The 26281-nt window shown below is 72.8% G+C and carries 12 protein-coding genes; 4 read left to right on the forward strand and 8 right to left on the reverse strand.

From position 1 onward, the window contains the following. The 6 genes from AB0K15_RS35820 to AB0K15_RS35845 all read right to left on the reverse strand — a co-directional run bounded on the left by AB0K15_RS35820 (nucleotide 1) and on the right by AB0K15_RS35845 (nucleotide 10349). A complete protein-coding gene (locus AB0K15_RS35820) occupies nucleotides 1-5148 on the reverse strand; it encodes a type I polyketide synthase (RefSeq protein WP_364060893.1) in 5148 nt (1715 codons plus the stop codon). A 108-nt stretch (nucleotides 5149-5256) separates the two neighbouring features. Then, complete coding sequence (locus AB0K15_RS35825; protein ID WP_364060896.1) at nucleotides 5257-6159, reverse strand: nucleotide disphospho-sugar-binding domain-containing protein; 903 nt, start codon at nucleotides 6157-6159, stop codon at nucleotides 5257-5259. Between the two features lie 98 nt (nucleotides 6160-6257). Beyond that, complete coding sequence (locus AB0K15_RS35830) at nucleotides 6258-8804, reverse strand: FtsX-like permease family protein (RefSeq protein WP_364060898.1); 2547 nt, start codon at nucleotides 8802-8804, stop codon at nucleotides 6258-6260. After that, nucleotides 8801-9559, reverse strand: a complete 759-nt coding sequence (locus AB0K15_RS35835) for an ABC transporter ATP-binding protein (protein ID WP_364061014.1) — start codon at nucleotides 9557-9559, stop codon at nucleotides 8801-8803. Before AB0K15_RS35835 ends, AB0K15_RS35830 begins: the two co-directional genes overlap by 4 nt. A 5-nt stretch (nucleotides 9560-9564) precedes the next feature. Then, on the reverse strand, nucleotides 9565-9741 hold the full coding sequence (locus AB0K15_RS35840; protein WP_364060901.1) for a hypothetical protein: 177 nt from the start codon (nucleotides 9739-9741) through the stop codon (nucleotides 9565-9567). A gap of 167 nt (nucleotides 9742-9908) precedes the next feature. Next, entirely contained in the window at nucleotides 9909-10349 is a 441-nt protein-coding gene (locus AB0K15_RS35845; RefSeq protein WP_364060904.1) for a hypothetical protein, read from the reverse strand. A gap of 79 nt (nucleotides 10350-10428) precedes the next feature. Here AB0K15_RS35845 and AB0K15_RS35850 point away from each other — a divergent pair, with 79 nt between their 5' ends. Beyond that, complete coding sequence (locus tag AB0K15_RS35850; RefSeq protein WP_364060907.1) at nucleotides 10429-11154, forward strand: TetR/AcrR family transcriptional regulator; 726 nt, start codon at nucleotides 10429-10431, stop codon at nucleotides 11152-11154. Nucleotides 11155-11205: 51 nt separating this feature from the next. Here AB0K15_RS35850 and AB0K15_RS35855 read toward each other — a convergent pair whose 3' ends face one another. Beyond that, nucleotides 11206-22113, reverse strand: coding sequence for an SDR family NAD(P)-dependent oxidoreductase (locus AB0K15_RS35855; protein ID WP_364060910.1), 10908 nt, complete (start codon nucleotides 22111-22113; stop codon nucleotides 11206-11208). Nucleotides 22114-22459: 346 nt separating this feature from the next. Between AB0K15_RS35855 and AB0K15_RS35860 the strand changes: the two genes are divergently transcribed. The 3 genes from AB0K15_RS35860 to AB0K15_RS35870 all read left to right on the forward strand — a co-directional run bounded on the left by AB0K15_RS35860 (nucleotide 22460) and on the right by AB0K15_RS35870 (nucleotide 25472). After that, nucleotides 22460-23143 (forward strand): PIG-L family deacetylase, encoded by a 684-nt coding sequence (locus AB0K15_RS35860; protein WP_364060913.1) that lies wholly within the window; start codon nucleotides 22460-22462, stop codon nucleotides 23141-23143. A gap of 63 nt (nucleotides 23144-23206) precedes the next feature. Further along, the gene (locus AB0K15_RS35865) at nucleotides 23207-24499 is read left to right on the forward strand and encodes a nucleotide sugar dehydrogenase (protein ID WP_364060916.1); all 1293 of its coding nucleotides are present in this window, start codon (nucleotides 23207-23209) and stop codon (nucleotides 24497-24499) included. 13 nt (nucleotides 24500-24512) lie between these two features. Then, nucleotides 24513-25472: an NAD-dependent epimerase/dehydratase family protein gene (locus tag AB0K15_RS35870; protein ID WP_364060919.1), complete on the forward strand. Its 960-nt coding sequence runs from the start codon at nucleotides 24513-24515 to the stop codon at nucleotides 25470-25472. 72 nt (nucleotides 25473-25544) lie between these two features. On the opposite strand, the gene AB0K15_RS35875 is transcribed toward AB0K15_RS35870, so the two are convergent. Next, a complete protein-coding gene (locus tag AB0K15_RS35875; RefSeq protein WP_364060922.1) occupies nucleotides 25545-26246 on the reverse strand; it encodes an MOSC N-terminal beta barrel domain-containing protein in 702 nt (233 codons plus the stop codon). Nucleotides 26247-26281 lie beyond the last annotated feature (35 nt).

Raw genomic sequence — 26281 nt, forward strand, 5'->3', positions numbered from 1 at the left:
TCATCCGATGCCCAATTCGTCGTCCAGCACGGCAAAGAGCTCGTCGTCGGTGGCTTCGCCGAGGTCGGCGGCCGTTTCGCGGTCCATGTGCGCGTCGGCCCACTTGCGCACGAGCGCGTCGAGGCGGGCGGTGACCTTGCCGGTCGAGCCGTTGAGCGAGCCGGCGGCGCCCGAGAGCAGAGCCTCGAGCCGGTCGATCTCGGCCAGCACCGGGTCGGCCGGGCCCCGGCCCTCGCCCAGCAGGTCGTGCAGCCGGCGCGCGAGCGCCGCCGGCGTCGGGTGGTCGAACACGACCGTGGCCGTGAGCTTGAGACCGGTCAGCGCGCCGAGCTGGTTGCGCAGCTCGACAGAGGTGAGGGAGTCGAACCCCATCTCCTGGAACGCGCGCTGCGGCTCGACCGCGGCCGCGCTCGTGAAGCCGAGAACCGCGGCGACCTGCTCCGACACGACCTCCAGCAAGTACACCTCGCGTTCGCCTTCCGGCACCGTGGCCAGGCGGGCGGCGACGGCGCCGTCGGAACGGGTGGCTCGCTGGGGTGCGGCCGGGCGGACCAGGCTTCGCAACACGGGCGGGAGCGCGTCTCGGCGAGCCCTCAGCGCCGCGCGATCGAGGCGCACGGGCGCGAGCACGGCGTCGCCGGCGGTGAGGCCGGCGTCGAGCAGGGCCAGCGCTTCACCGGTCGCCATCGGCGGGGTGCCCAGGCGACGGAGGCGGCGCAGGTCCGCGGCGTCGAGCTCGCCGGCCATGCCACCGTCCTCGGCCCACGCGCCCCACGCGAGGGAGGTCGCGGGTTTGCCTTGCGCACGGCGGTGTTCGGCGAGCTGGTCGAGGAAGGCGTTGGCGGCCGCATACCCGGCCTGGCCGGCGGCGAGGACGGAGCTCGCCGCGGAGGAGAACAGGACGAAGGCGTCGAGGTCTCCGGTCAGCTCGTGGAGATTCCAGGCGCCGTCGACCTTGGGGGCGAAGACGCGGTCGGCTTCTTCCGCGGTGAGGGTTTCGACACGGCCGGCCGACGGGACACCGGCGGCGTGCACGACGGCGGTCACCCGCGTGCTCTCCAGGAGGGACCGCACGGAGTCCGGGTCGGTGACGTCGCAGCTCTCGATGGTGATGTGCGCGCCGAGGGTGGTGAGTTCGTCGCGCAGCTCGGCGGCGCCGGGTGTGTCCGCGCCGCGGCGGCTGGTGAGGAGCAGGTTGCGCACGCGGTGGGTGGTCACGAGGTGGCGGGCCACGACGGCGCCGAGGCCCCCCGTGCCGCCGGTGACGAGGACGGTGCCCTCGGGATCCCAGCCCAGGTCTTTCGCGTCGGGTGCGGCGGTGGTGAAGCGGGGCACGAAGGCCTGTCCGTCGCGGACGGCGACTTCGGGCTCGCCCGTGGCCAACGCCGGCGCGGGATCGCCGTCGACAAGGAAGAACCGGCCCGGGTGCTCGGCCTCGGCCGCGCGGACCAGGCCCCAGGCCGTCGCCAACGCGGGGTGGACGTCTTCCCCCGCCACCGACACGGCGCCGCGGGTGACGACGGCCAAGCGGCCGGTCCCGTCGAGCGTCTCGCGGATGGCGGCCAGCACCTCGCGGGTGACCGCGCGGGCCGCGGCGGGTTCCGGTCCGTCCGGAGTGGACAGTTCGAGAACGCGCGCGTCCTCCACGGGAACGGTTTCGTTCACCGGCTCCCATGACGTCCGGAACAGCGAGTCCGTGGCACCGCCGAGCTTGTCGAGCGAGACGGCGCGGGCGGCGAGGGCGGCGACCGTCAGCACGGGGCTGCCGGTCGCATCGGCGATCCGCACCGTGATGGTGTCCGGCCCGGCCGGCGTCACTCGCACCCGGAGTGCCGAAGCGCCGGCGGAGTGCAACGTCGTGCCGGAGAAGGAGAACGGGAGCATCGGTGCCGCTCCGTCCGCGGGCGCCGGGCCGAGCAGCTGGGCGTGCAGGGCGGCGTCGAGCAGAGCGGGGTGGAGGCCGTAGTCGCGGGCCTGCGCGCCGGCGGGCAGCGCGACCTCGGCGTAGACGTCGTCGCCGGCCCGCCACATCGCCCGCAGGCCCCGGAACGCGGGGCCGTAGTCGTAGCCGAGGGCGGCGAGCGTCTCGTAGGGGTCGGCCGGCGCGACCTCGGTGGCGCCGGCGGGCGGCCATTCGGCGAGCTGCCACGACGGCGCTTCGGCCTCGGGTGTCACGAAACCACTCGCGTGGCGCACCCACCCGTCGGCCTCGTCGCGGCGCGAGTGGACGGTCACGGCCCGGCGGCCCTCGGCGTCGGCCGCCTCCACCCGCACCTGGATCGCGGCCCCCTCGGACAGGGTGAGCGGGGCTTCGAGCGTGAGTTCTTCGAGGTGCGCGCAGCCGACCTCGTCGGCGGCGCGCTGCACCAGCTCGACGAACGCGGTGCCGGGCAGCAGGACCGTGCCGAGCACGACGTGGTCGGCGATCCAGCCGGTGGCCGACAGCCGGCCGGTGAGCACGACCGTGCCGCTGCCGGCGAGGCGGACGACCGAGCTGAGCATCGGGTGCGCGGCGGGTTCCTGGCCGTGCTCGGCCGGGTCGCCCGACGCCGTGGTGGCGGGCAGCCAGTAGCGGGTGCGGCGGAAGGCGTAGGTCGGCAGGTCCACGCGCCGGGCGCCGGCGTAGAACGCGCGCCAGTCCACCTCGACACCGCGGGTGTGAAGGGTCGCCAGGGCGGTCACCAGCGCGTGTGCCTCGGGCCGGCCCTTGCGCTGCGCGGGGACGAAAGCGCCGGTCTCGGCCGCCGTGGCGCTGAGGACCGCGGCCGGTCCGACCTCGAGGAACGTGGTGACGCCGTGGCCGATCAGCGTCTGCACGCCGGCGTGGAACCGCACGGCCGCACGGACCTGGTGCACCCAGTAGCCCGGAGTGGACGGATCGCCGCCGGCCGTCGAGACGAAAGGAATCTTCGGCTGCGCGTAGGTCAGCTTCTCGGCCACGGCGGCGAACTCGGCGAGCATCGGCTCCATCAGCGGCGAGTGGAACGCGTGCGACACCTTCAGCCTCGTGGACTTGCGCCCCTCGAACCGCTCGACCACCGCGGCGACGGCGTCCTCGGCGCCGGAGAGCACCACCGAGTCCGGGCCGTTGACGGCGGCGACGCTCACCGACGCGGTGAGGTGCGGCGTCACCTCTTCCTCGGTCGCCTGAACTGCCACCATCGCACCGCCGGCCGGCAGCGCCTGCATCAGCTTCGCGCGCGCCGAGACCAGCGTGGCGGCGTCCTCCAGCGACAGGATCCCGGCGACGTGGGCCGCGGCCAGCTCGCCGATCGAGTGCCCGAGCACGTGGTCCGGCGTCACGCCCCACGACTCGACCAGCCGGCACAACGCCACCTCGAACGCGAACAGCGCCGGCTGCGTGTACCCGGTCCGCTCCAGCAGTTCGGCGTCGTCCAGCGCCGCCTTCAAACCGGGGTCGAGCAGCGCGCACACCTGGTCGAAGACCTCGGCGAACACCGGGTACGCGGCCGCGAGGGCCCGGCCCATGCCCGCGTGCTGCGCGCCCTGGCCGATGAAGACGAACGCCGTGCCGCCCGAGCCGCGGACGCCGCGGAGACCACCCTCGGCCAGCCCCGCCAGCAGCTCTTCGCGGTTCGTGCCGACGACCACCGCGCGGTGGTCGAGGGACGACCGAGTCGTGGCCAGCGAAAACCCGACGTCCGTGATCGGCAACGCGGGATCGAGGCGCTGGGCGAGGTTCCGCACCTGGGCGTCCAGCGCATCCGCCGAGTCCGCCGACAGCGGCCACGCCACCACCGGCACCGTCGCTTCCGGCTCCGGGGAAGGCTCTTCCGCCTGCTCGATGATCACGTGTGCGTTGGTGCCGCTGATCCCGAACGACGACACCGCCGCCCGCCGCGGCCGCCCGACCTCGGGCCACTCGCGCGCTTCGGTGAGCAGCCCGACCGCGCCCGACGCCCAGTCGACGTGGGGCGAAGGAGCGTCCACGTGCAGCGTCTTCGGCAGGATGCCGTGGCGGATCGCCTCGACGACCTTGATAATGCCGCCGACGCCCGCCGCGGCCTGGGTGTGGCCGATGTTGGACTTGAGCGAACCCAGCCACAGCGGTTCCGTGCGGTCCTGACCGTAGGTGGCCAGCAGGGCCTGCGCCTCGATCGGGTCGCCGAGCTTCGTGCCGGTGCCGTGTCCCTCGACGAGGTCGATGTCGGCGGGAGTGAGGCCGGCCGACGCGAGCGCGCTCCGGATCACCCGTTGCTGCGCGGGTCCATTGGGGACAGTCAAGCCACTCGACGCGCCATCGGAGTTCACGGCGCTGCCACGCACGACGGCGAGCACGGGGTGGCCCAGCCGCCGAGCGTCGGAAAGGCGTTCCAGCACGAGCATGCCCGCACCCTCGCCCCAGCCCGTGCCGTCGGCCGCGGCGGCGAACGCCTTGCAGCGCCCGTCGTCGGACAGCCCGCGCTGTTCGGTGAAGTACACGAACGTCTCGGGCGTGGCCATCACCGTGACGCCGCCGACGAGCGCGAGCGAGCAGTCACCGCGGCGCAGCGCCTGGCCGGCCCAGTGCAGGGCGACGAGCGAGGAGGAACACGCGGTGTCCACGCTGAGCGCGGGACCTTCCAGCCCGAGCGCGTAGGCGACGCGGCCGGACACCACGCTGCCGGCGGCCGCGTGGCCCGCGTAGTCGTGGTACATCACCCCGGCGAACACGCCGGTGCTGCTGCCCCGCAGGGTTTCCGGCACGATTCCGGCGCGTTCCAGCGCTTCCCACGCCGTTTCGAGCATGAGCCGCTGCTGCGCGTCCATGGAAAGCGCCTCACGCGGGGAAATGCCGAAGAATTCCGGGTCGAATTCGGCCGCGTCGTAGAGAAAACCGGCTTCGCGCGTATTCGTGGTGCCGGGACGTTCGCCGGCCGGGTCGTGCAGTGTGCCGAGCGGCCAGCCGCGGTCCGCCGGGAACTCGCCGATCGCGTCGGTGCCGGTGGCGACCAGCTGCCACAGGTCTTCGGGCGTGCGGACCCCGCCCGGGTAGCGGCAGGCCGTGCCGACGATCGCCAGGGGTTCGCTGTCGCGGTCGCGCGATTCCTGCAGGGCGCGTTTGGTCTCGCGCAGTTCCGTCGTCGCGCGTTTGAGATAACCGAGCAGTTTTCGCTCGTTCTCACCGGACGGGCTTTCGGTGCTCACGGATTCGACCCACCTAACCGCGGAAAGGGGTGGAAGGTGCCACGTCGAAAACGCTACCGAGGCCCTGGTGGCCGCCCCACCCCTAACGGGGCCGGGGCGGCCCCACAATCACCGCGTCAGCTCGGCCAGCGCAGTGTGCGCAGCCGGCAATGCGGCGATTTCTTCGCGCAGTGCCACGGCTTGGGCCCGCACAGCGTCGTCGGCCACCACGTCGGCGAGCTGGTCGACGGCCCCGACGAACCCCGCGCCCGCCTCGGCCACGCGAGCCGCGAAAGCCGTGCCGGTCAGGGAAAGCTGCGGCAGGCCGTGGGCCACCGCGGCGAGCGCGAGTGCCGGATCGCCGTCGTGGACGACCGCGGCGCACGTGGGCAGCACGGCCGCGGGCGGGGCCGCGTCGACGAGCTTCACGTTGGCGGGCACCGTGGTCCCGGGCGGGAACGCGTCGGCGCCGGCCGCGCACAGCAGCTCGGCGTCCACGCCGGCCACGGCGTCGAAGACGGGACCGAACAGCGAAGTGTCGGCGAGGGCAAGCAGGATCCGGGTCCGCCGCGCCCTGCGGCGCAACCAGTTCGGCACCACCACGGGGCCGAAGTGGGGCACATGCCGAACCGCCCGCACGGCCGAACCCTTGTCCCGCAACGACGGCGGGACGACGTCGAACGTGGCGTCAGCGTCGGAAGCAGACGGTTCGTCACCGGCGCCCAGCAGCCGCACCGCCACGGCCTCGACCGCACGGGCGGCGGCCGTGCCGGCGGGCGCCAGCGCGTCGGAGACCACGACCTCGGGCTGCCAGAGCTTCGCGAACTCGACCAGCGCGGCCGATTCGGCGAGCGGTGCCCCGTCTCCTTCTTCGAGGTCCACGGCGACGCAGCCGGTGCTGAGGATCTCCTCGACGAACGAGGGCCGTCCGGCGATCTTCACGTCGTGGCCGGCGGTCCGCAGCGCCCACGCGAGCGGGACGAGCGTGCGCACGCGGGTGGGCGACGACGGCGCGGCCAGGAGTACTCGCATGGAAATCCACTCCAGAAAAGGGAAACCGGGCCGGCCCGGTGCGGATAGTCGAAGTCGAGACTAGCCACCCGGAACCGGCCCGCGTACCCCTAGAAAGCTCACTGCCCGGGCAGCGTCACCGCCTCGATCGGGCTGCGCCGCATGGCCAGCCGAGCCGAAAGCGCGGTGACCGGCCACACGATCACGAACACCGCCGCGATGACCGCGAAGAACACCCAGACCGGCCCGACCGGCACGATGGTCCCCGACGAGATCGCCATGGGCACCATCGTGAACAGCGAGATCACCGTGCCGAGGACGATCCCGAGCACCGCCAGGATCCCGCCCTCGATCATGAGCATCGACCGGACCTGACGCCTCCCCGCGCCCGCCAGCCGCTGCACGCCGAACTCCCGCCGTCGCGAAAGCACCGCCACCGCAAGGGTGTTCACCGCCGCGATGGCCGCGTACGCGATGGCCAGCACGGCCAGCAGGTAGTGAATCATCGCCTCGACGTCGGCGCTCGCGGCGAAGCTCTCCGTCAGGGTGTCCGAGTCGCCGACCACGACCCCGGGCCAGTTGTGCGTCGCCGCGGTGACGGCCGCGACGACCGCCGAAGCGTCCTGCCCGTCCGCCGCGCGCACCAGCAGCCGGCTCGCGACCCCGGACGTCGTGTGCTGGGCGAGCAGAGCCGCCGGCAGCACGATGCTCGGGTACCCCGACGGGCTGTCGAGCAGCGCGACGATCCGCACGTGCGCCTGGCCACCGTCACCGAGGCGCAGGGTGATGGTGTCGCCGAGCTTGAGGTCCAGGTCGTCCGCGATGTCCTCGGGCAGCGCCACGGTGTCGCCGGTGAGGTCGCGCAACGTCCCCGAGGTGACGGGCGTCGCGAGCACACTGGTGTCACCCGCGTCGACGCCGAGCAGCCGGCCCGGGTCGCTGCCGTTGCCGTCGTAGGGCTCCTCGATCCAGCCCTGGCTCGTGACCAGTGGCGACACCGTGCCCACGCCGGGCACCTGCCGCACGGCGCGCACCAGGTCGGCCGAGACCGCTCCGGTGCCGCTGTCCACCACCGCGTCGGCCTGCAGCTGCTCGGCGTACGCGCCGACAATCGCGTGCTGCTGCGTGGTTTCCGCGTACACGTTGCCCAGCGCGACCGCGGTCGCGAGGGTGATCGGCGTGAGCACCGCGGCGAACGCCACGGCGCGCGTGCGCGAGTTGATCACGGCCAGCGTCGCGTCCCGCCCGCCGACCCGCCGGATCAGCGGGCCGAAGCGGGTGGCGACGTAGGTCATCAGCTCCGGGCCGATCAGCGCGACGGCGATCGAACCGGTGAGCACCGCCGGACCGCACGCGGCCGAGGCGATGTCCACGGGCAGGAACAGCGTCGCGACGGCCAGCAAGACCGTGAAGCCGGCGAAGATCTTCGCGCCGAACTTGCGCACGTCGTTGACCTTCGCCGACGGGATTGACGCTTCGGCGAGCGCCTGCAGCGGACGCGACCGCGCGGCCGGCAGCGCGGCGAACCACGCGGCGGCGAACGAGATCCCGAGTGCCAGCAGCAGACCGCCCGCGAACGCGATGATCCCCTGGCTGAACTCCAGCTGCGGCGGCAGCACGCCGTCCTCGGTGGTGATCGCGAAGATCCGCGTGCCCACGAACCGGCCGAGGAACACGCCCGCGACGGCCGCGAGCACGGCGACCACCATCGTCTCGGAGAGCACCATGCGGTGCACCTGCTTCGGCGTCGCGCCGGTGGCCCGCAGCAGCGCGAGCTCCTGCTGGCGCTGGCGCACGGTGAGGCTGATCGTCGCCGACACCACGAGTGCCATCACGACCAGCACCATGCCGCCGAAAATCCCGGCGAGCAGGATCAGCGGCAGCTGCGCGGCTTCGATGCCGGGGAACTCCGCGGATCCGCGGTCGGCTCCGGTCAGCACCGTCAGGCCCGGGACCTGCTCGGCGAGGCGGCCGGCGAGATCGTCGGCGTCGACGCCGGGCGCCGGGAACACCCCGGCGAGGTCGAGGGTGCCCGGGTGCGTGGCGAACTGCTGCACGTCCCCGGCCGAGAAGAACAGCGCGGGCCCGGGAACGCCGGAGCGCGCGATGCCCGTGACGACGAAGTCCCGGGGCTGCGCGCCGTCCACGGCGATGGCCACCTGGCCGCCGACCTGGACCCCGGCGGCGGAAGCCTCGTCCAGCACGACCTGTCCGGCGTTCTGCGGCGGCGTGCCGCTCACCAGCGTGTACGGGGCCAGCGCGGCCGACTCCCAGCCGTGCCCGGCGAGCGTGTCGCCGCCCGCTTGCGGCCCGGCCGCGGTCACGACCACCGCCGGGAACGAGACGTCGGGCACGACCTGGCGCACCCCGGGCACGCCGGCCAGCCGCGTCAGCTGATCGGCGGGCACCCCGGCGCGTTCGCTGTAGGGCACGACCTGCGACTCTTCGTCGGGCAGCTTGAACCCGGCCGAACCGCCGACCACCACGGGGGCCGCGGCGAGCCGCTGGGGCTGCGCGTCGAGCGTCAGCGCGGTTTCGAACAGGCCGCCGCACGCGATGAGCAGCGAGCAGCCGACGAGGATCGCGACGAACGTCGCCAGCGAGGCGGCGGCGCGGAACCGCAGGCTGGCCAGCGCCATCCGGAGCACCACGCGCCGCGGGCTCACTGCTGCCCCCTCGCCAGCTTGGCCTGGGCGCCGAGGCGCGCCAGCTCGCCGGCCACGGCCTCCACGGCCGGGGCGGCCATGCGCGTCACGATCTGACCGTCCACAAGGAACAGCACCGTGTCGGCGAAGGAAGCCGCGACCGGGTCGTGGGTGACCATCACGATCGTCTGGCCGGCGTCGGCCAGCTCACGCAGCAGGCCGAGCACTTCGAGCGCGGTGCTCGTGTCGAGGGCGCCGGTCGGCTCGTCGGTGAAGGTCACCTCCGACCGGCCCGCGAGCGCGCGGGCGATCGCCACGCGCTGCTGTTGCCCACCGGAGAGCTCACCGGGACGGTGCTTCACGCGGTGCGTGAGCCCGACCCGCTCCACGACCTGCGCGATCCACGCCCGGTCCGGTTCGCGACCGGCGAGCAGCATCGGCAGCGTGATGTTCTCCTCGACGTTGAGCGCCGGCATGAGGTTGAACGACTGGAACACGAAGGCCACGTGCTCACGGCGCAGCTCCGTCAGCTGCGTCTCGCTCTTGCCCTTCAGGTCGGCGCCGACGAGCGTGACGCTGCCCGAGTCGGGCCGGTCGAGGCCCGCCGCGCAGTGCAGCAGCGTGCTCTTGCCGGAGCCCGACGGGCCCATCACCGCGGTGAAGCTGCCACGCGGGAAGTCGACGCTGACACCGGCGAGCGCGACGACCTCGTTCTCCCCGCGCCCGTAGGTCTTCTTCACCGAGTCGAGCCGGACGGGCGACCCGGTGGCCGTCATCGTCGTCATGACCGGGTGACCCTCTCCTTCGAGCGGCCGCGGACCGCGAGCCACCAGGGCACCACGATCACGGCGCCGCCGATGAGCGGCCAGATGAAGAACGGCGAGTGGTTCAGGCTCAGCGTGACGGCACACATGATCAGCCAGATCAGCAGGTGCACACCGGTGGCTACCAGCCACACGATCGCCACCACCTTCAGAGCGGTGGTGCGCCCCCCGGCCGTCGAACTGTCTGTCGTTTCGGCCATCCCGGCCCCCGATCGTTGAACTGTGTATGGCTTACACAGTTTAGCGGACCAGTTGCCCCAGGGGAACCCAGGACCCTTTTCAGCAGGTCAGGGGTTGCGCGTCACTCGCCGGCGAGGCGCATCCGGCGGTCGCGCTCACGGGTGGACCACAGGCCGAGCACGATCAGGCCGCCGCCGAGCACGGGCCAGATCGGCCACGGGCCGTCCCAGTGGCCACTGACCAGGCCGAGGATGAGGTAAACGAGCACGTTGACTACGCTCGCCACCGCCCACACGGCCGCACCGACCCGCGGCGCGGCCTGCAGGATCGCCGGTACCGCAGCCTCCGCGCGGCCGGTCACCCCGGCGGTCAGCGCGGCGTAGTCGCCGGCCGATCCGACACGGGCGAGCCGTCGCACCGCCTCGGCTTCGTCGTACTGCCCCTCATCGCGTGCGTGCTCGATCCGCGTGACCGCGAGCTTGCGGTCCAGCTCGGTGACCCGCGTGCGCTCCGGCCACAGGAGCCTGCCGATGGCCGAAGCCACCGGCTTGGTCTCGATCACGTCCGCTCGCCCTCCGCCCGAATCAGTGCAAGACTCTCACAGTTTACTGCCGGAGCACTCGCCAGGGAAGATGCGGACCATGCTGGACAGGGACACGACACCCGAACGGCCCCCGGGGCTCACCCTCGCCTGGGGCGGCGCCCCGCCGCCGCGCCGAGGACCGCGGCCCGCGCACACCGTCGAGCAAATCGTCGCGGCGGCCGTGGAGCTCGCCGACGCCGAGGGCGCCGCGGGCGCCTCCCTGCCGAACATCGCGCACGAGATCGGCGTGACGACCAACGCGCTGTACCGCTATGTCAGCTCGAAAGAGGAGCTGACGGTGCTGCTCGCCGACGCGGGCTGGGGCCCGCCGCCGCCGGCCCTGGTCGCGTCCGACGACTGGCGCGCCGACGTGCGGGCCTGGGCTCGCGCCGTCGTCGATCGGCTGCTGACCCGCCCGTGGCTGCTGGACCTGCCTCGCAGCGGCGACGCGATCACGCCGAACCGCCTGGCGTGGACGGAGCTCCTCCTGGCCGCTCTCACGCGCGCCGGTGTCCACAACGGACACCTACTCGGCTGCATGACGATGGTGACGGGCTTCACCCACGCCGCCGCCGCGCGTCTCGCGACCCCGGCCGGCCCCGGGGAGGCCGCCGCCGTGCGCGATCACCTCCTGCCCCACCTCGAGCGCCTCGGCTCGAACCATCTGGCCGGCCTCGTCGCGGACGGCCAGTACCCGGCGACACAGCCGGAGGCGGAGGCCTACCTCGAGGCCGGCCTCGACCACGTGGTCGCCGGAGTGTCGGGCTTCGCCGAGACCCGCTGACGAAAAAACTCCCGGCCGAGGCCTCGCGGGCACCCGGCCGGGAGCAGGGGGTCAGGCGAGGTCGGTGAGCCACTCCGCGACGGCGTGGGCGGTGGTGGGGGCGTCGGTGTCGATGAGGGTGAAGTGGTGGCCCGGGACGGTGCGGGTGGCGCCCGCGTGGGACCAGGTGGTGCGCCACGTCGTGGCGGCCGGGTCGAACGGGTCCGTGGGCCGCACGAGCAGCGACGGCGTGGTGAGGTCCGTGACCGTGATCCGCGGCAGCAGGTCCATGTAACGGGCCATCGCCGTGAGCTTCGTGCGGTCGAAGGAACCGTACTGCGATTCGTGGCGCAGCATGCCTTTCGCGAGATCCGCGGCGGCCTCTTCACTGGCGCGGACCTCTTCACCGGTGCCGTCGTGGATCACGTAGGTGTCCAGGAGAACGGCGCCGGCGGCCGGGGTGCCGGTGCGTTCCAGAGCTTCCGCGACGGCGTGGACGAGGATGCCCGCCGACGAGTAGCCCAGCAGCGCGAACGGACGGTCGCCCGCCGCCTTGCGCAGGCTTTCCGCGAGGACCTCGACGATCGCCTCCGGGGTCGAGGGCAACGCCTCGCCGGGCAGGAAGCCCGGCATCGGCACCGCGTGCAGCTCCTGATCGCCGGGGAAACCGGCGGCGAGCTTCGCGTACTGGTAAACCCCGCCCGTCGCGACCGGCGTCGCGAAGCAGAACAGCTGCGTGGCAGCCGACCCCTCCTTGAGCCGCACCGGTGCGGGCAGCCGGTCGACGTCGGCAGGTGAGGTGAACGCGGGACGCAGGTTCGCGACCGCGCCCAGCATGCTGAGCCCGTCCTGCACCCGGCCGGCGCGCACTGCGTCGGCGAAGAGCTCCTGCAGGGAATCGTCTTCCGCCGGAGCCGCGACCGTCGTGTCCAGTTCGGACAGCAGGTGCGTGGCCAGGCCGGCCGGGGTCTGGTGGTCGAACACCACCGTGGCCGGCAGGCGCAGCCCCGTGACCTCGTTGAGGCCGTTGCGCAGTTCGACGGCCGTCAGCGAGTCGAGGCCCGACTCCAGGAAGTGCCGCGACGCGTCGATCGCGGTGCCGCCGGCGTACCCGAGCAGCGCCGCCGTCCGGTCCAGGATCAGGTCCAGCACGGCCCGTTCGCGGTGCAGCGGTTCGAGCGACGCCAGCCGCTGCTTCAGCCCGTCCACGTCGCTCGCGGTGCGCGACGCTGTGCGCCGCGAAGGCGTGACGAGCGCGCGGAACACCGGCGGCACGTCCTCGGAGTCGCCGGCGAGCACCTTCATCGGCACGAGCAGTGCTTCCGGCCGCGCCACCGCCGCGTCGAACAGCGTCATTCCTTCCGCTGTGGACAGTGGCGAGATTCCGTTTCGCATCAACCGGTCCCGGTCGGCCTCGGGCAGTCCCGCGTCCTCCCACAGGCCCCACGCGAGCGACTGCGCGGGCAGCCCGCGGAACCGCCGATGTGCCGCGAGGCCGTCGAGGAACGTGTTGGCCGCGGCGTAGCTGCCCTGGCCCGCGTTGCCGAGCAGCCCGGCGACGGAGGAGAAGAGCACGAACGCCGAGAGATCCAGGCCTTCGGTGAGGCGGTGCAGGTTCAGCGCCGCGTCGGCCTTCGGCCGCAGCACCGCCGAGAGCCGGTCGCGGGTCAGGGACGGCAGGGTCGCGTCGTCGACCACCGCGGCCAGGTGGACCACCGCGATCAGCGGGTGCTCGGCCGGGATCGCGGCGAGCACGTCGGCCAGCGCCGCTTCGTCGGCGGCGTCGCAGGCCGCGACGGTCACCGAAGCACCCAGCTCGGTCAGCTCGTCGACCAGGCCGGGAGCCGAACCGCGCCGGCTGACCAGCACCAGCCGCCGCACGCCGTGGCCGGTCACCAGGTGCCGCACGAGCTGAGAGCCGATCGCACCGGTCGCCCCGGTGACGAGCGTCGTCCCGGCGGGACCGAACGCGGCCGCACGCTCAGCCGACGGCGCCGGCCGAGTGAGCCGCCCGGCATACGCGGCTCCCGCGCGAAGCACGAACTGCGGCTCCCCGGAGGCGAGAAGACCCGGCAGTAGCGCCAGCGAAGCCTCGTCGGAGTCGACGAGCACGAACCGGCCCGGGTGCTCCGACTGCGCCGCGCGCACCAGACCCCACAGCGCGGACCCGGCGAGATCCGTGACGTCCTCACCGTCGCGCGCCACCGCACCGCCGGTGAGCACGACCAGCGTGGCCGCCGCGAACTCCGGCCGGGAAAGCCAGTTCTGCACGTCCGCCAACCCGTCGGCGACCTCGGCCCGGGTGCGGCGATCGAGCACCACGACATCCGGCACCGGCCCGGCGGCGAGCACCGCGTCGAGGCTCGGGAACAGCGCGGGCACGTCCGCGCCACCGGCCACGGGCACCGGCTGCCAAGCCCAGCCGAACAACGACTCCGGCGCCCGGCCGGCCGTCGTGCCACCGGCACCGGCCCGCAGCACCAGCGAGTCCACCGACGCGACCGGACGCCCGGTCCGGTCGGCCAGCTCGATCGCCACGGAGTCCGCGCCCAGCGGCGTGATCCGCACGCGCAGCCGGTTCGCGCCCACCGCGTGCAGCCGCACCCCGGTCCACGCGAACGGCAGGCCGCCCTCGACAGTCACGCTCTCGGCGAGCCCGATGGCGTGCAGCGACGCATCGAGCGCGGCCGGGTGCAACCCGAACCGTTCGGCGGCGGGATCCTCCAGCAGGACCTCCGCGAACACCTCGTCACCCGACACCCAGGCGGCCGTGAGCCCCTGGAACGCCGGCCCGTAACCCAGGCCCGCGGCCGCGAAACCTTCGTAGAACCCTTCCAGCTCAACGGGTTGCGCACCCACCGGCGGCCATACGGACAGCCCCGCGGGCTCCGCGCCCGGGTCCGGGGCAAGCACCCCGGCGGCGTGGCGCACCCACGGTTCCGCGGCGTCCGCTTGCGAGAACACCGACACGGCGCGGCGACCCGAGCCGTCCGGCTCGGCCACGACCACCTGCAGGCGCACCTTGCCCAGCTCCGGCAACACGAGCGGCGCTTCCAGCGTGAGCTCGTCGATCCGCGGGCAGCCGGCCTCGTCGCCGGCTCGCACCGCCAGTTCGACGAAACCCGCACCCGGGAACAGGATCGCGCCGCCGACGGTGTGGTCGGCCAGCCACGGGTGCGTGTGCACCGACACCTGGCCGGTCAGCACCACCTGCGCGGAACCGGCCACCGTGAGCGAGGCGGCCACGAGCGGGTGTTCCGTCGCGTCGAGCCCGGTGGTCACGAGGTCGCCGGTGGCGTGCAGGGCCTCCATGTCCACCTCGGGCCAGAACCGCGTGCGGCAGAAGGCGTACGGCGGCAGCGGCACCTGCTCGGCGCCGCGGAACAACTTGCCGGGTGCGAGACCGAGGCCGTGCGCGAAGAACCGCCCGGCGGCCAGCTGCGCACCCCGCAGCTCACCCTGGGCCTTGGCGCGCAGCGGGATCACCACGACGTCACGCGGGTCGCCGGCGAGGCAGGTCTGGGTCATCGCGGCGAGCGTGCCGTCGGTGCCCAGCTCCACGTACCGCGCGGCGCCGAACTCCTCCAGGGCTCGCACGCCGTCGAGGAACCGCACGGACTGGCGGCAGTTCGCCACCCAGTACTCGGGATCGCACCAGCGCCGCGGGTCCACGGCCGCACCGTCCACCGTGGACACCACGGGGAGCCGGGCCGGTTCGTAGGTGAGCTCTTCGGCGATCTCGCGCAGCTCATCGAGGATCTCGTCGAGCAACGGCGAGTGGATGGCCTGGCTGATCGCGAGCCGCTTGGTACGCCGGCCTTCCGCCTGGAAGTGCCCGGCGACGGCCAGCACGTCCGGCTCGGCGCCGGACACGACGAGCGAGCGCGGGCCGTTGATCGCGGCGATCCCACAGGCGGGGGTGAGCAGCGGCGTCACCTCGGCCTCGTCGGCTTCGACCGCGAACACCGCACCGCCGGAGAGCTCCTGCATGAGCTGCCCGCGGTGGGCGACGAGCTTCGCCGCGTCCTTGAGCGACAGCACGCCGGCCACGTGCGCGGCGGCGATCTCGCCGACGGAGTGGCCCATCAGCACGCCCGGCCGCAGGCCCCACGACTCGACCAGCCGGTAGAGCGCCACCTGCATGGTGAACAGGGCGGCCTGCGTGAACGCCGTGCGGTCGAGCAGTTGCGCGTCGACCGAGCCGGCATCGGCGAACATCACCTCACGCAGCGAGCGGCCGAGGTGCTCGTCGAACAGCGCGCTCGCCTGGCTGAAGGCGTGTTCGAACACCGGGAACGCGGCGCACAGCTCGCGGCCCATGCCCGGCCGTTGCGTGCCCTGCCCGGGGAAGAGGAACGCGGTCACGCCGCCGCGGGCGATGCCGCGCACGACGGCCGGCGAGTCCTCCCCCGCGGCCAGTGCGGTCAACCCGGCCAGCAGCTCGGCGCGGTCGTCGCCGGCCACGGCCGCGCGGTAGGACAGCACCGGTTCGCGCCCGGCCAGCGAGAACCCGATGTCGAGCGGGTCCAGGTCCGGGCGTTCTTCGAGGTGCGCCAGCAGCGCGGCGGCCTGCAGCGGCAAAGCTTCCTGCGTACGGGCGGTGAGCAGCCACGGCGGCAGCGCCGTGCCGCGCTCGCCCGGGGCCCGCACCGGCTCGCGTTCGGCGACGGGCTGAGCCTGCTCGACGATCACGTGGGCGTTGGTGCCGCTGTACCCGAAGGCCGACACGGCCGCGCGGCGCGGACGGTCGCGCTCGGGCCACGGGATCGTCTCCGCGAGCAGCCGCACGGTGCCCGGGGACCAGTCGACGTGCGGCGACGGGTCGTCGCCGTGGCGGGTCATCGGCAGCTCGCCGTGGCGCATCGCCAGGATCATCTTGATGACCCCGGCCGCACCCGCGGCGGCCTGCGTGTGCCCGATGTTCGACTTCACCGAGCCGAGCCACAGCGGGTCGTCGGCCGAGCGCTCGCGGCCGTAGGTGGCGAGCAGCGCGTTGGCCTCGATCGGGTCACCCAGTGTGGTGCCGGTGCCGTGGCCCTCCACGACGTCGACGTCCGCGCCGGTCAGCCCGGCCAGCTTGAGCGCTCTGCGGATCACGCGTTCCTGCGAAGGCCCGTTGGGAGCGGTGAGCCCGTTGGACGCGCCGTCCTGGTTGACCGCGCTCGCGCGGACCACGGCGAGGACCTCGTGGCCGTTGCGCCGCGCATCGGCCAGACGCTCGACCACGAGCAGGCCCACGCCCTCGGCCCAGCCCACGCCGTCGGCCGCGGCCGAGAACGCCTTCGTGCGCCCGTCGGACGCCGTGCCGCTGTTGTCGAAGTGCACGAACGGTTCCGGTGAGACGAGCGCGGACACGCCGCCGGCAAGAGCGAGCGAGCAGTCGCCCTGGCGCAGCGCCTGGATCGCCAGATGCAGGGCCACCAGCGAAGACGAGCACGCCGTGTCGACCGAGACGGCCGGGCCTTCCAGACCGTAGGTGTAGGCGACGCGGCCGGAGACCACACTGCCGAGGGCGCCGGAGCCGCGGAACAGGCCGTTGTGCGCGAGTGTGCCCAGCGGGCCCGGGTCGTAGTCCGACTGCATCACGCCGGCGAACACGCCGGTGTCGGTTCCCTTGAGTGACAACGGGTTGATGCCCGCCGACTCGCAGGCCTCCCACACGGCCTCGAGCAGCATGCGCTGCTGCGGGTCCATCATCACCGCTTCGTTGGGGCTGATGCCGAAGAAGCCGGCGTCGAAGTCGGTGGCATCGGTGACGAAGCCGCCGTTGGGCTCCTTGCCCGCGGCCGCCGACATCCCGAGCCAGTAGCCGAGGTCCCACGCGCGGTCCTCGGGGAAGCGCGACGTGCCGTCGCCGCCGTTCACGACGAGCTGCCAGAACTCCTCGGGCGTGCGGACGCCGCCGGGGAAGCGGCAGGCCATGCCGACGATGGCGATGGGTTCGTCGGCGCCGAGCGCGACCACGGTCTGCTCGGGCTCGGCCGTGTCCCCGAAGTCGCCGAGCAGCGATTCGTGCAGGTGCGCGGCCAGATCGCCCGCGGTCGGGTGGTCGAAGACGAGCGTGGCCGTGAGGCTCAGGCCGGTGGCCTCGTTGAGCGTGTTGCGCAGCTCGACCGCGGTGAGCGAGTCGAACCCCAGGTCCTTGAACGCGCGATCGGCGTCGACGACGTCGGCCGAACCGTGCCCGAGCACCGCGGCCGCGTGCGCGATGACCAGCTCACGCAGGTGGTCGAGCCGCTTGTCGGCCGGGAGCCGGATCAGCTTGCCCAGCAAGGAGTCCGCGCCCACCTCGCGGTCGGAAACCGTGCGCCGCGCCGCGGGGACGAGGGCGCGCAGCAGGTCGGGCACGCCGCCCGCCTCGCGCCACGCGGGCAGGTCGAGCTTGATCGGCACGAACACGTCGCCGGACGAGCCGACGGCCGCGTCGAAGAGCGCGAGGCCCTCCTCCGCCGTGAACGCGCCGAGGCCGCGCTTGCCGTGGGTCTCGCCGGCCATGCCCGCGGCCGACTCCCACATGCCCCAGGCCAGCGAGTGCGCCGGCTTGCCTTGGGCGCGGCGGTGGGCGGCGAGGGCGTCGAGGAAGGCGTTGGCGGCGGCGTAGTTGGCCTGACCGGGCGCGCCGAGCACGCCGGCCGCGGAGGAGAACGTGACGAACGCGGCGACATCGCCGGCCAGCTCATGCAGGTGCCAGGCGGCGAGGGCCTTGGGGTCGAAAACACCGTCGATGCGCTCGGACGTGAGCGACGGCAGCACACCGTCGTCGAGGACGCCGGCCGCGTGGACCACGGCGTGGACCGGGTGCTTCTTCAGCAGGCGCTTCACCGCGGCCGCGTTGGCGAGGTCGCACGCGGCCACGGTGGCCTCGGCGCCCAGCTCGGCCAGCTTCGCGACCAGCTCGGCGACACCCGGTGCCTTCTTGCCGCGGCGGCTGACCAGGAGGAGCTTCTTCGCACCCTGCCGGGCCAGGTGCGTCGCGACGATCCGGCCCAGCGCCCCGGTGCCGCCGGTGAGCAGCACCGTCCCGGCGGCCCAGTCGACGGGTTCGGCCGGCTCCGGCACCGCGCGGGCCAGCCGCGGCACGCGCACGTCCTCGCCGGACACGCGCACGGCCGTCTCGTCGGCCACCGCGATCGCGGCGAGCTGCTCCGGGGTGGGCTCGCCCTCGACCAGCACGATCCGGCCGGGGTTCTCCACCTGTGCCGAGCGGACGAGACCGGCGACGGCCGCACCGGCGAGGTCGCCGCGGGTGATCACGACCAGCTTGCCGTCGGCCGCCGACCCCAGCTCCGCCAGTACATTGTGGACGGCCGTTCGGGCGCTTTCCGCGTCGTCGCCGGTGCCGGCTTCGTACACGGTGTAGCCGGTGGTGCTCGCTTCGGGCAGCGTCGTCGGGACCCAGTCGAGCACGTACAGCGAGTCGGTGCTGTTCGGCGCCGATCGCGCGGCCGCGAGCTGCTCCTCGCTGATCCGCCGCAGCGTCAGACCGCCGACGCGGGCGACCGGCGCGCCGGTGGTGTCCGCGAGCCGCAGCTCCACGGTCTGCTCGCCGGTCGGGTGGACCTGCACCCGCAACGCCGAAGCACCGGCGGCGTGGAGTTCCACCTCGGACCACGCATACGGCAACGTCGTGCCTTCACCGGCCGCGCTGCTGAGGCCCACGGCGTGCAGGGTCGCGTCGAAGGCCGCGGGGTGCAGGCCGAACGCCTCGGCGCTCAGCCGGTCCTGTTCGGGCAGCGCCACCTCGGCGAAGACGTCGCCGCCGCTGCGCCACGCGGCGCGCAAGCCGCGGAAGACCGGGCCGTAGGCCATGCCGTGCTCGGCCAGCAGGTCGTACATGCCGTCGAGGTCGATCACCTCGGCGCCGGCGGGCGGCCACGCGCTGAGGTCGAACGCGGCGCCCGCGGAACCGGGGGCGAGCGTGCCGTCGGCGTGGCGGGTCCACGCGCTCGCCGTGGACAGGTCGTCGGGTCGCGAGTGGACACTGATCGGCCGCGTGCCGTCGGCGGCGGGCGCGCCGACCCGGAGCTGGATCCGCGCGGCACCCTTCTCCGGCAGGACGAGCGGCGCGTGCAGCGTGAGGTCCCGGACGCGGCCGCAGCCGGCCTCGTCGCCCGCGCGCACGGCCAGCTCCACGAAAGCCGTACCGGGCAACAGGATCGCGCCGCCGACGACGTGGTCGTTCAGCCACGGGTGTGTGGTCGCCGAGATCCGGCCGGACAGGACCAGGCCCTCGGCGTCGGCGTCGGCGAGCAGCGTCGCCGCACCCAGCAGCGGGTGGTCGACCGGGTCGAGGCCCATGGACGTCACGTCCCCGGAGTCGGACGAGACCTCCAGCCAGTAGCGCTGGTGCTGGAAGACGTAGGTGGGCAGGTCGGCGCGGGCGGCGCCGCGAGCGGTGAAGTGCGCGGCCCAGTCGGGCGAGATCCCGCGGACGTGCAGGGCCGCGAGCGCGGTGACCAGGGCGACGTCCTCGGCGACCTCCCGGCGCTGCGCGGCCACCGCGACCGAACCGTCCGAAAAGGACTGCGGCACGACGGCCGTCAGCGGCGCGTCCGGGCCCAGCTCCAGGAACCGGTTCACGCCCTCGGCCGACAGCGCGCGCACGGCGTCGGCGAACAGCACCGGCTGGCGCACGTTGCGCACCCAGTACTCGGGGTCCGTCAGCTCGGTGAAGACCTCGCCGCCGGTGACGCTGGAGATGATCGACAGCGTGGGCTCGGTGTAGGTGATGCTCCGCGCCACCGCGCGGAACTCGGCCAGCATCGGGTCCATCAGCCGCGAGTGGAACGCGTGCGACACCTTCAGCGTCATGGTGCGGCGCCCGGCGAACTTCTCCGCCACGGCGAGCACGGCGTCCTGCGCACCGGAGATGACCACGGACCGCGCCCCGTTCACGGCGGCGACGTCGACGGTCCCGTGGGGATCGTGCTCCGCGACCTCGTCGGCCGTCCCTTCGATCGCCACCATCGAACCGCCCGCGGGCAGCGCCTGCATCAGCTTGCCCCGTGCGGCGACGAGCTTCGCCGCGTCGGCCAGCGAGAACACCCCGGCGCAGTGCGCGGCGGCCAGCTCGCCGATCGAGTGCCCGCACACCGCGTACGGCGCCAGCCCCCACGACTCGACCAGCCGGAACAACGCGACCTCGAACGCGAACAGCGCGGCCTGCGTGTACCCCGTCTGCGCCAATGCGTCCGCGTCACCGGCCACGACCTCGTGGATCGGCCGGGGCAGGTGCCGGTCCAGTTCCTCGCACGCGGCGGCATAGGCCTCGGCGAACACCGGGAACTTCGCGGTGAGCTCAGTGCCCATGCCCACGCGCTGGGAACCCTGGCCGGAGAACAGGAACCCGAGCGTCGCCTCACCCCGCGCCAGACCGCTGACGCCACCGGGCTCACCGTCCGCCAAGGCGGTCAAGGCCGCCAGCAGCTCACCGGGCGTGTGCCCGATCACCGCGGCGCGGTGGTCGAGGTGCGTCCGGCCGACGGCCAGCGTGCGCGCCACGTCGAGCGGCGCCGCGGGGTTCTCCGCCAGGTGCTCGGCCAGCCGCGCGGCCTGCTCCCGCAACGACTGCGGCGTGCGCCCGGACAGCACGAACGGCACCGCCGCGTCGTCGCGCGAAGGGCCCTCCACGGCTTCGGGCTCGGGCGCCTCTTCGAGGATCACGTGCGCGTTGGTGCCGCTCAGTCCGAAGCACGACACCGCACCGCGACGCGGCCGGTCCCCTCGCACCCACGGCCGCGGCTCGGTCAGCAGCTCGACGCTCCCGGCGCTCCAGTCGACGTGCCGGGTCGGTTTGTCGACGTGCAGCGTCTTCGGCAGCACCCCGTTGTTCAGCGCCAGCACCAGCTTCAGCACCCCGGCGACACCGGACGCGGCCTGCGTGTGCCCGACGTTCGACTTGATCGACCCCAGCCACAGCGGCTCGGCGCGGTCCTGGCCGTAGGTCGCCAGCAAGGCCTGCGCCTCGATCGGGTCGCCGAGCTTGGTGGCCGTGCCGTGCGCTTCGACCACGTCGACCTCGTCCGGCGTCACCCGCGCGTTGGCCAGCGCCTGGCGGATCACGCGCTGCTGCGCCGGGCCGTTCGGCGCGGTCATGCCGTTCGAGGCGCCGTCCTGGTTGATCGCGGTGCCGCGCACGATCGCGAGCACGGGGTGACCGTTGCGGCGCGCGTCGGAGAGCCTCTCGACGAGCAGCATGCCGCAGCCCTCGGACCAGCCGGTGCCGTCGGCGGAGTCGGCGAACGTGCGGCAGCGCGCACTGCGGGCGAGGGTGCCGTCGAGGGAGAACTCCACGAAGGTGCGCGGCGTCGACATCACCGACACCCCGCCGGCCAGCGCGAGCGAGCACTCGCCGCTGCGCAGGGCCTGAACCGCGAGGTGCAGCGCGACGAGCGAGGACGAGCACGCGGTGTCGATCGTGACCGCGGGTCCTTCGAGCCCGAAGGTGTAGGCCAGGCGCCCGGAGATCACGCCCGACGAGCCGTAGCTGCCCTGGTAGTTGTGGTACATCGTGCCGGCGAACACACCCGTGGGGCTGCCCTTCACCGAATGCGGCGCGATACCGGCGCGCTCGAAGGCCTCCCACGACGTCTCGAGCAGCAGCCGCTGCTGCGGGTCCATCAGCAGGGCCTCGCGCGGGCTGATGCCGAACAGGTCGGCGTCGAAGTCCAGTGCGTCGTGGAGGAAGCCGCCTTCGCGCACATAACTGGAGCCCGGGCGTTCGCCGCTGGGGTCGTAAAGGCGGTCGAGGTCCCAGCCGCGGTCGGTCGGGAACTCACCGATGGCGTCGACGCCGCCGGCCAGCAACCGCCACAGCTCCTCCGGGGTGTTCGCGCCGCCCGGGAGCCGGCAGGCCATGCCGATGATCGCGATCGGCTCGCGCGCGGCCTCGGTGAGCCGGCGGTTCTTCTCGCGCAGCCGCTCGGTTTCCTTCACCGAGGCTCGGAGCGCACCGACCAGTTTTTCTTCGGAGTTGCCCACGTGTCCTCGTTCCTTCCACGTCACACTGCGCTGTTTTGTTACCGATCCGACCACAGTGACGGCGGGAACAGTCGCCGGACAGGGCAACGTCCGGTCGGGTCCCCGCCTACTTCTGGCCGGATCGGTAAGGCCAGACAGGCCGACGATAGAAGCGCGAGCGCGACCGGACCCACCCCTAAGAGCCCCTGCACCAGCCCGCTCGAAGCGCCACCAAGGTCCGCTTTAGACGGTCTTTAGGGGTTGTCGGTCGCGGCGGCCGGGTGACAGATTTTCCCCACGTTCACAGCAATTCTCTCGCTCGTTTTCGCCCGAGGTTCGCCCGCTGGACTGAGACTGGGGATCGGTTATGCACAGGAAGATTCGGAAGCTTCTGGTCGTGGGGGCCCACGGCGACGACGAGACGCTCGGCGCCGGCGGCACCATCGCCCGCCTCGCCGACGAGGGCGTCGTCGTGTCGCTCTGCATCCTGACCAACGACGACGGTTCGCGGTCGGTGAGCGGCACCGGTGTCGTCAACCGCACCGCCGCGATCGAGCTGGCCGCGAAGACGCTCGGCATCGAGCGCGTGGGCGTCCACGAGTTCGGCGACAACCGCCTCGACACCGAACGGCACCTGGACCTCAACCGCGTCGTCGAGCAGGAGGTCCGGGAGTTCGAGCCGGACACCGTGTTCGCCACCAGCATGTGCGACCTGTCCACCGACCACGCGCTGGTCAGCCGCGCGGCCCGGGTCGCGGGCCGGCCCGGCCGCGGCCCGGTCAAGGAGGTGCGCACGTTCGAGATCCGCTCCGCCACCGACGTCGGAGAAGCTTCGGGGCTGCCCAACGCGTTCCGCCCGAACTACTGGCAGCTGCTCGACGAGTCGCACCTCGACCGCAAGATCGACGCGCTGCGCGCCTACGGCAAGGAGCTCGAGCCGTGGCCCAGCCCCCGCAGCGAACGCGGCGTGCGCGCCCTGGCCGAATACCGCGGCTCGCAGGTCTCGGCGGGGCTCGCCGAGGCGTTCGAAATCGTGCGGATCGTGCATTGAGCGCGTTTTCCCCGGCCTTCTTTCCTGCCTTTACCCTGCCCTGCAAGAAACGGGTGACGAGAAATGACCAGTACTGTCGCTGAATTCCGGACCACCACCGAGCTCACCAAACTGACGTCGGTCGCGGTGATCGGCATGGGTTACGTCGGCCTGCCGACGGCGCTCGGCCTGCACGCCGGCGGCGTCGAGGTGATCGGCATCGACCTGTCGCAGAACCGCCTCGACGCCATCCGCTCGTGCGAGGTCGACCTCATCGAATCCGACCACCGCCGACTCGAGAAGGCCGTGCACCAGGAGGACTTCCAGCTCACCACCGACTCGGCGCGCATGGCCGAGGCCGACGCGGTGCTGGTGTGCGTGCCGACCGGGCTCGACGAGTACCTCATGCCCGACCTGGGCCCGCTGGAGAGCGCGTGCGCCGCCCTGATCACCCACGCGCGGCCCGGCCAGACGCTGATCCTCACCTCCACCAGCTACGTCGGCACGTCGGAGCGGCTGCTGGTGAAGCCGTTGACCGCCAGGGGCTTCACCGTCGGTCGTGACATCTTCGTGGCGTCGAGCCCCGAGCGCATCGACCCGGGCAACGTCACGCACACGCAGGCGGAGACGCCGCGCGTGCTGGGCGGGGTCACGCCGGTGTGCACCGCGATGGCGCAGCGCGTGATCAACGTGCTGACCCCGGCCGTGCACTGCGTGAGCTCACCGGAGACGGCCGAGATGACCAAGCTGTTCGAGAACACCTTCCGCGCGGTCAACATCGCGCTGGCCAACGAGTTCGCCGAGATCAGCGACGGCTTCGCCATCGACCCCATCGAGGTCATCGACGCGGCCGCGAGCAAGCCGTACGGGTTCATGGCCTTCCACCCCGGCCCCGGCGTCGGCGGCCACTGCATCCCGTGCGACCCGCACTACCTGCTGTGGCAGCTGCGCGCGACGCAGAGCAACGCGCCGCTCGTCACGCAGGCCATGCACGCGATCGCCGAGCGCCCGAAGCAGGTCGTGGACCGCGTGCTCAACGCGCTTTCGCGCGACGGCAAGGGCATGTCGGGCACGCGTGTGCTCGTCGTCGGCGTGACCTACAAGCCCGGGGTGCAGGACGTGCGCTCGTCGTCCGCGCTCGACATCCTGGACCTGCTGGCCGCGAAGGGCGCCAAGGTCGGCTACCACGACCCGCTGGTACCTAACGTGCGCGTGACCGGCGGCTCGCTCGACAACGTCGTCGACCCGGCCGGCGGCGACTGGGACGTCGCCCTGATCCACACGATCCAGCCCGGGCACTCCTACGAGTGGCTCGCCCAGTGCGGCACGGTCATCGACGCCACCTACCGCTTCGACCGCACGCTGTTCGCGAACTGAGAGGACTCCTGACGTGCGTTACCTGATCACCGGCGGCGCCGGCTTCATCGGCTCCCACCTCACCGAGCACCTGCTGGCCCGCGGCGACGAGGTCGTCGCGCTGGACAACCTCAGCACCGGCACCCTCGACAACCTCACCGCCGTGGCCGGGCACCCCGGCTTCCGCTTCGTCCGGGGTTCCGTGACCGACCCGGCGGCCGTCGAGTCGTGCATGGCCGGCGTCGACGCGGTGTTCCACCTCGCCGCCGCGGTCGGCGTGTTCACCATCCTCGACAAGACGCTCGAGAGCCTGCGCACCAACCTGCACGGCACCGAGAACCTGCTCGACGCCGCGCTGCGCCACGACGTCCCGATCCTCGTGGCGTCCACGAGCGAGATCTACGGCAAGAACACCGCCGACGGACTGTCCGAAGAGGACGACCGCATCATCGGCTCGCCGTTGAAGAACCGCTGGTCCTACGCCGAAGCCAAGGCCCTGGACGAGACGTTCGCCTACCTGTACGCCAAGGAGCACGGCCTGCGCACGGTGATCGTGCGCCCGTTCAACACCGTCGGCCCGCGCCAGACCGGCCGCTACGGCATGGTCATCCCGCGCTTCGTCACGCAGGCCCTGGCCGGCGAGCCCATCACCGTCTTCGGTGACGGCCAGCAGACCCGCTGCTTCTGCCACGTGCACGACGTCGTGCCCGCGCTCATCGACCTGCTCGCCGACGAAACCGCGTACGGCAAGGTGTTCAACCTCGGCAGCAACGAGCAGACGACCATCGCGCAGCTGGCCGAGCGCGTGATCTCGGCGACAGGTTCCCCGAGCACCATCGCGAAGGTCCCGTACGAGCAGGCCTACGGCGAGGGCTACGAGGACATGCAACGCCGCATCCCCGACTGCACCCGCGCGTACAACCAGATCGGTTTCGTCCCCACGCGCACGTTGGACGACATCATCGCCGCGGTCGTCGCCGACCGCACCGCTTGACCCCCGTCGTCACCCGTTGAAGGCCACCAGGTTCCCCACCTGGTGGCCTTCGGCCTGTTCACGTGCGCAACGTCAGGCGAGTGCGAGAGGGGTGCCGAGTGCCACCCGCCCCGAGGTGAGCACCCGGGCCAGCACGCCGAGGCGGTTGTCGTGCGCGGCGGCGATCGTCTTGAGCACCAGGGAGGATCGCGGCAGGCCGGGTTGGGCCTCGTTGACCATGACACACCGTTCGCTGGAGCGGACGAACTCGATCAGTGTCCCTCCGCCGAGCACGGCGGTCTTGCCGAGCCAGCCGTCCTCGACGAACGGCGCGGTGCCGGGCGGGGTGCGCAGCAGGATGTTCGGCCTGAACCTGCGCTCGTCGACGGCGACCGAGGGCAGGGCGCGCCGGGCCCAGTCGAGCGTCGCCGTCGTCAGCACGCTCAGCGGCAACTCGTCGAAGTGCGACACTTCCCCCTCGCGTGCCAGTACCACGTCGTCGCGCCGGAGGTACGCCCGCAGAAACGCTTCGCTGTCGGTCACTGGCTGTCCGGCCGGGTCGAGCAGGCGTGCTTCGCCAAGCTCGTCCGAAAACCGCGAACCCAGCAGGAGCAGTCCCGGCATGCGGCGGAACCGGCGGGTGTTCTTGCCGGACCCGAACTTCCCGTCGGCGTCCCGCACGGCCCACCCGCGGTCACCCGCGAATCCCCGTGCCTCGACCACGACGTGGTCCAGCCGCTCCCCGGCCGTGGACTTGACCGGATAGCGCCACAGCCGCTCGACCACTCCCAGCACCGCCTCACCCTATCCGGCGGGGCCTCCGCGCACCC

It is taken from the genome of Amycolatopsis sp. NPDC049253, from assembly GCF_040678995.1.
In the GTDB taxonomy this organism is placed as follows: Bacteria; Actinomycetota; Actinomycetes; order Mycobacteriales; family Pseudonocardiaceae; genus Amycolatopsis.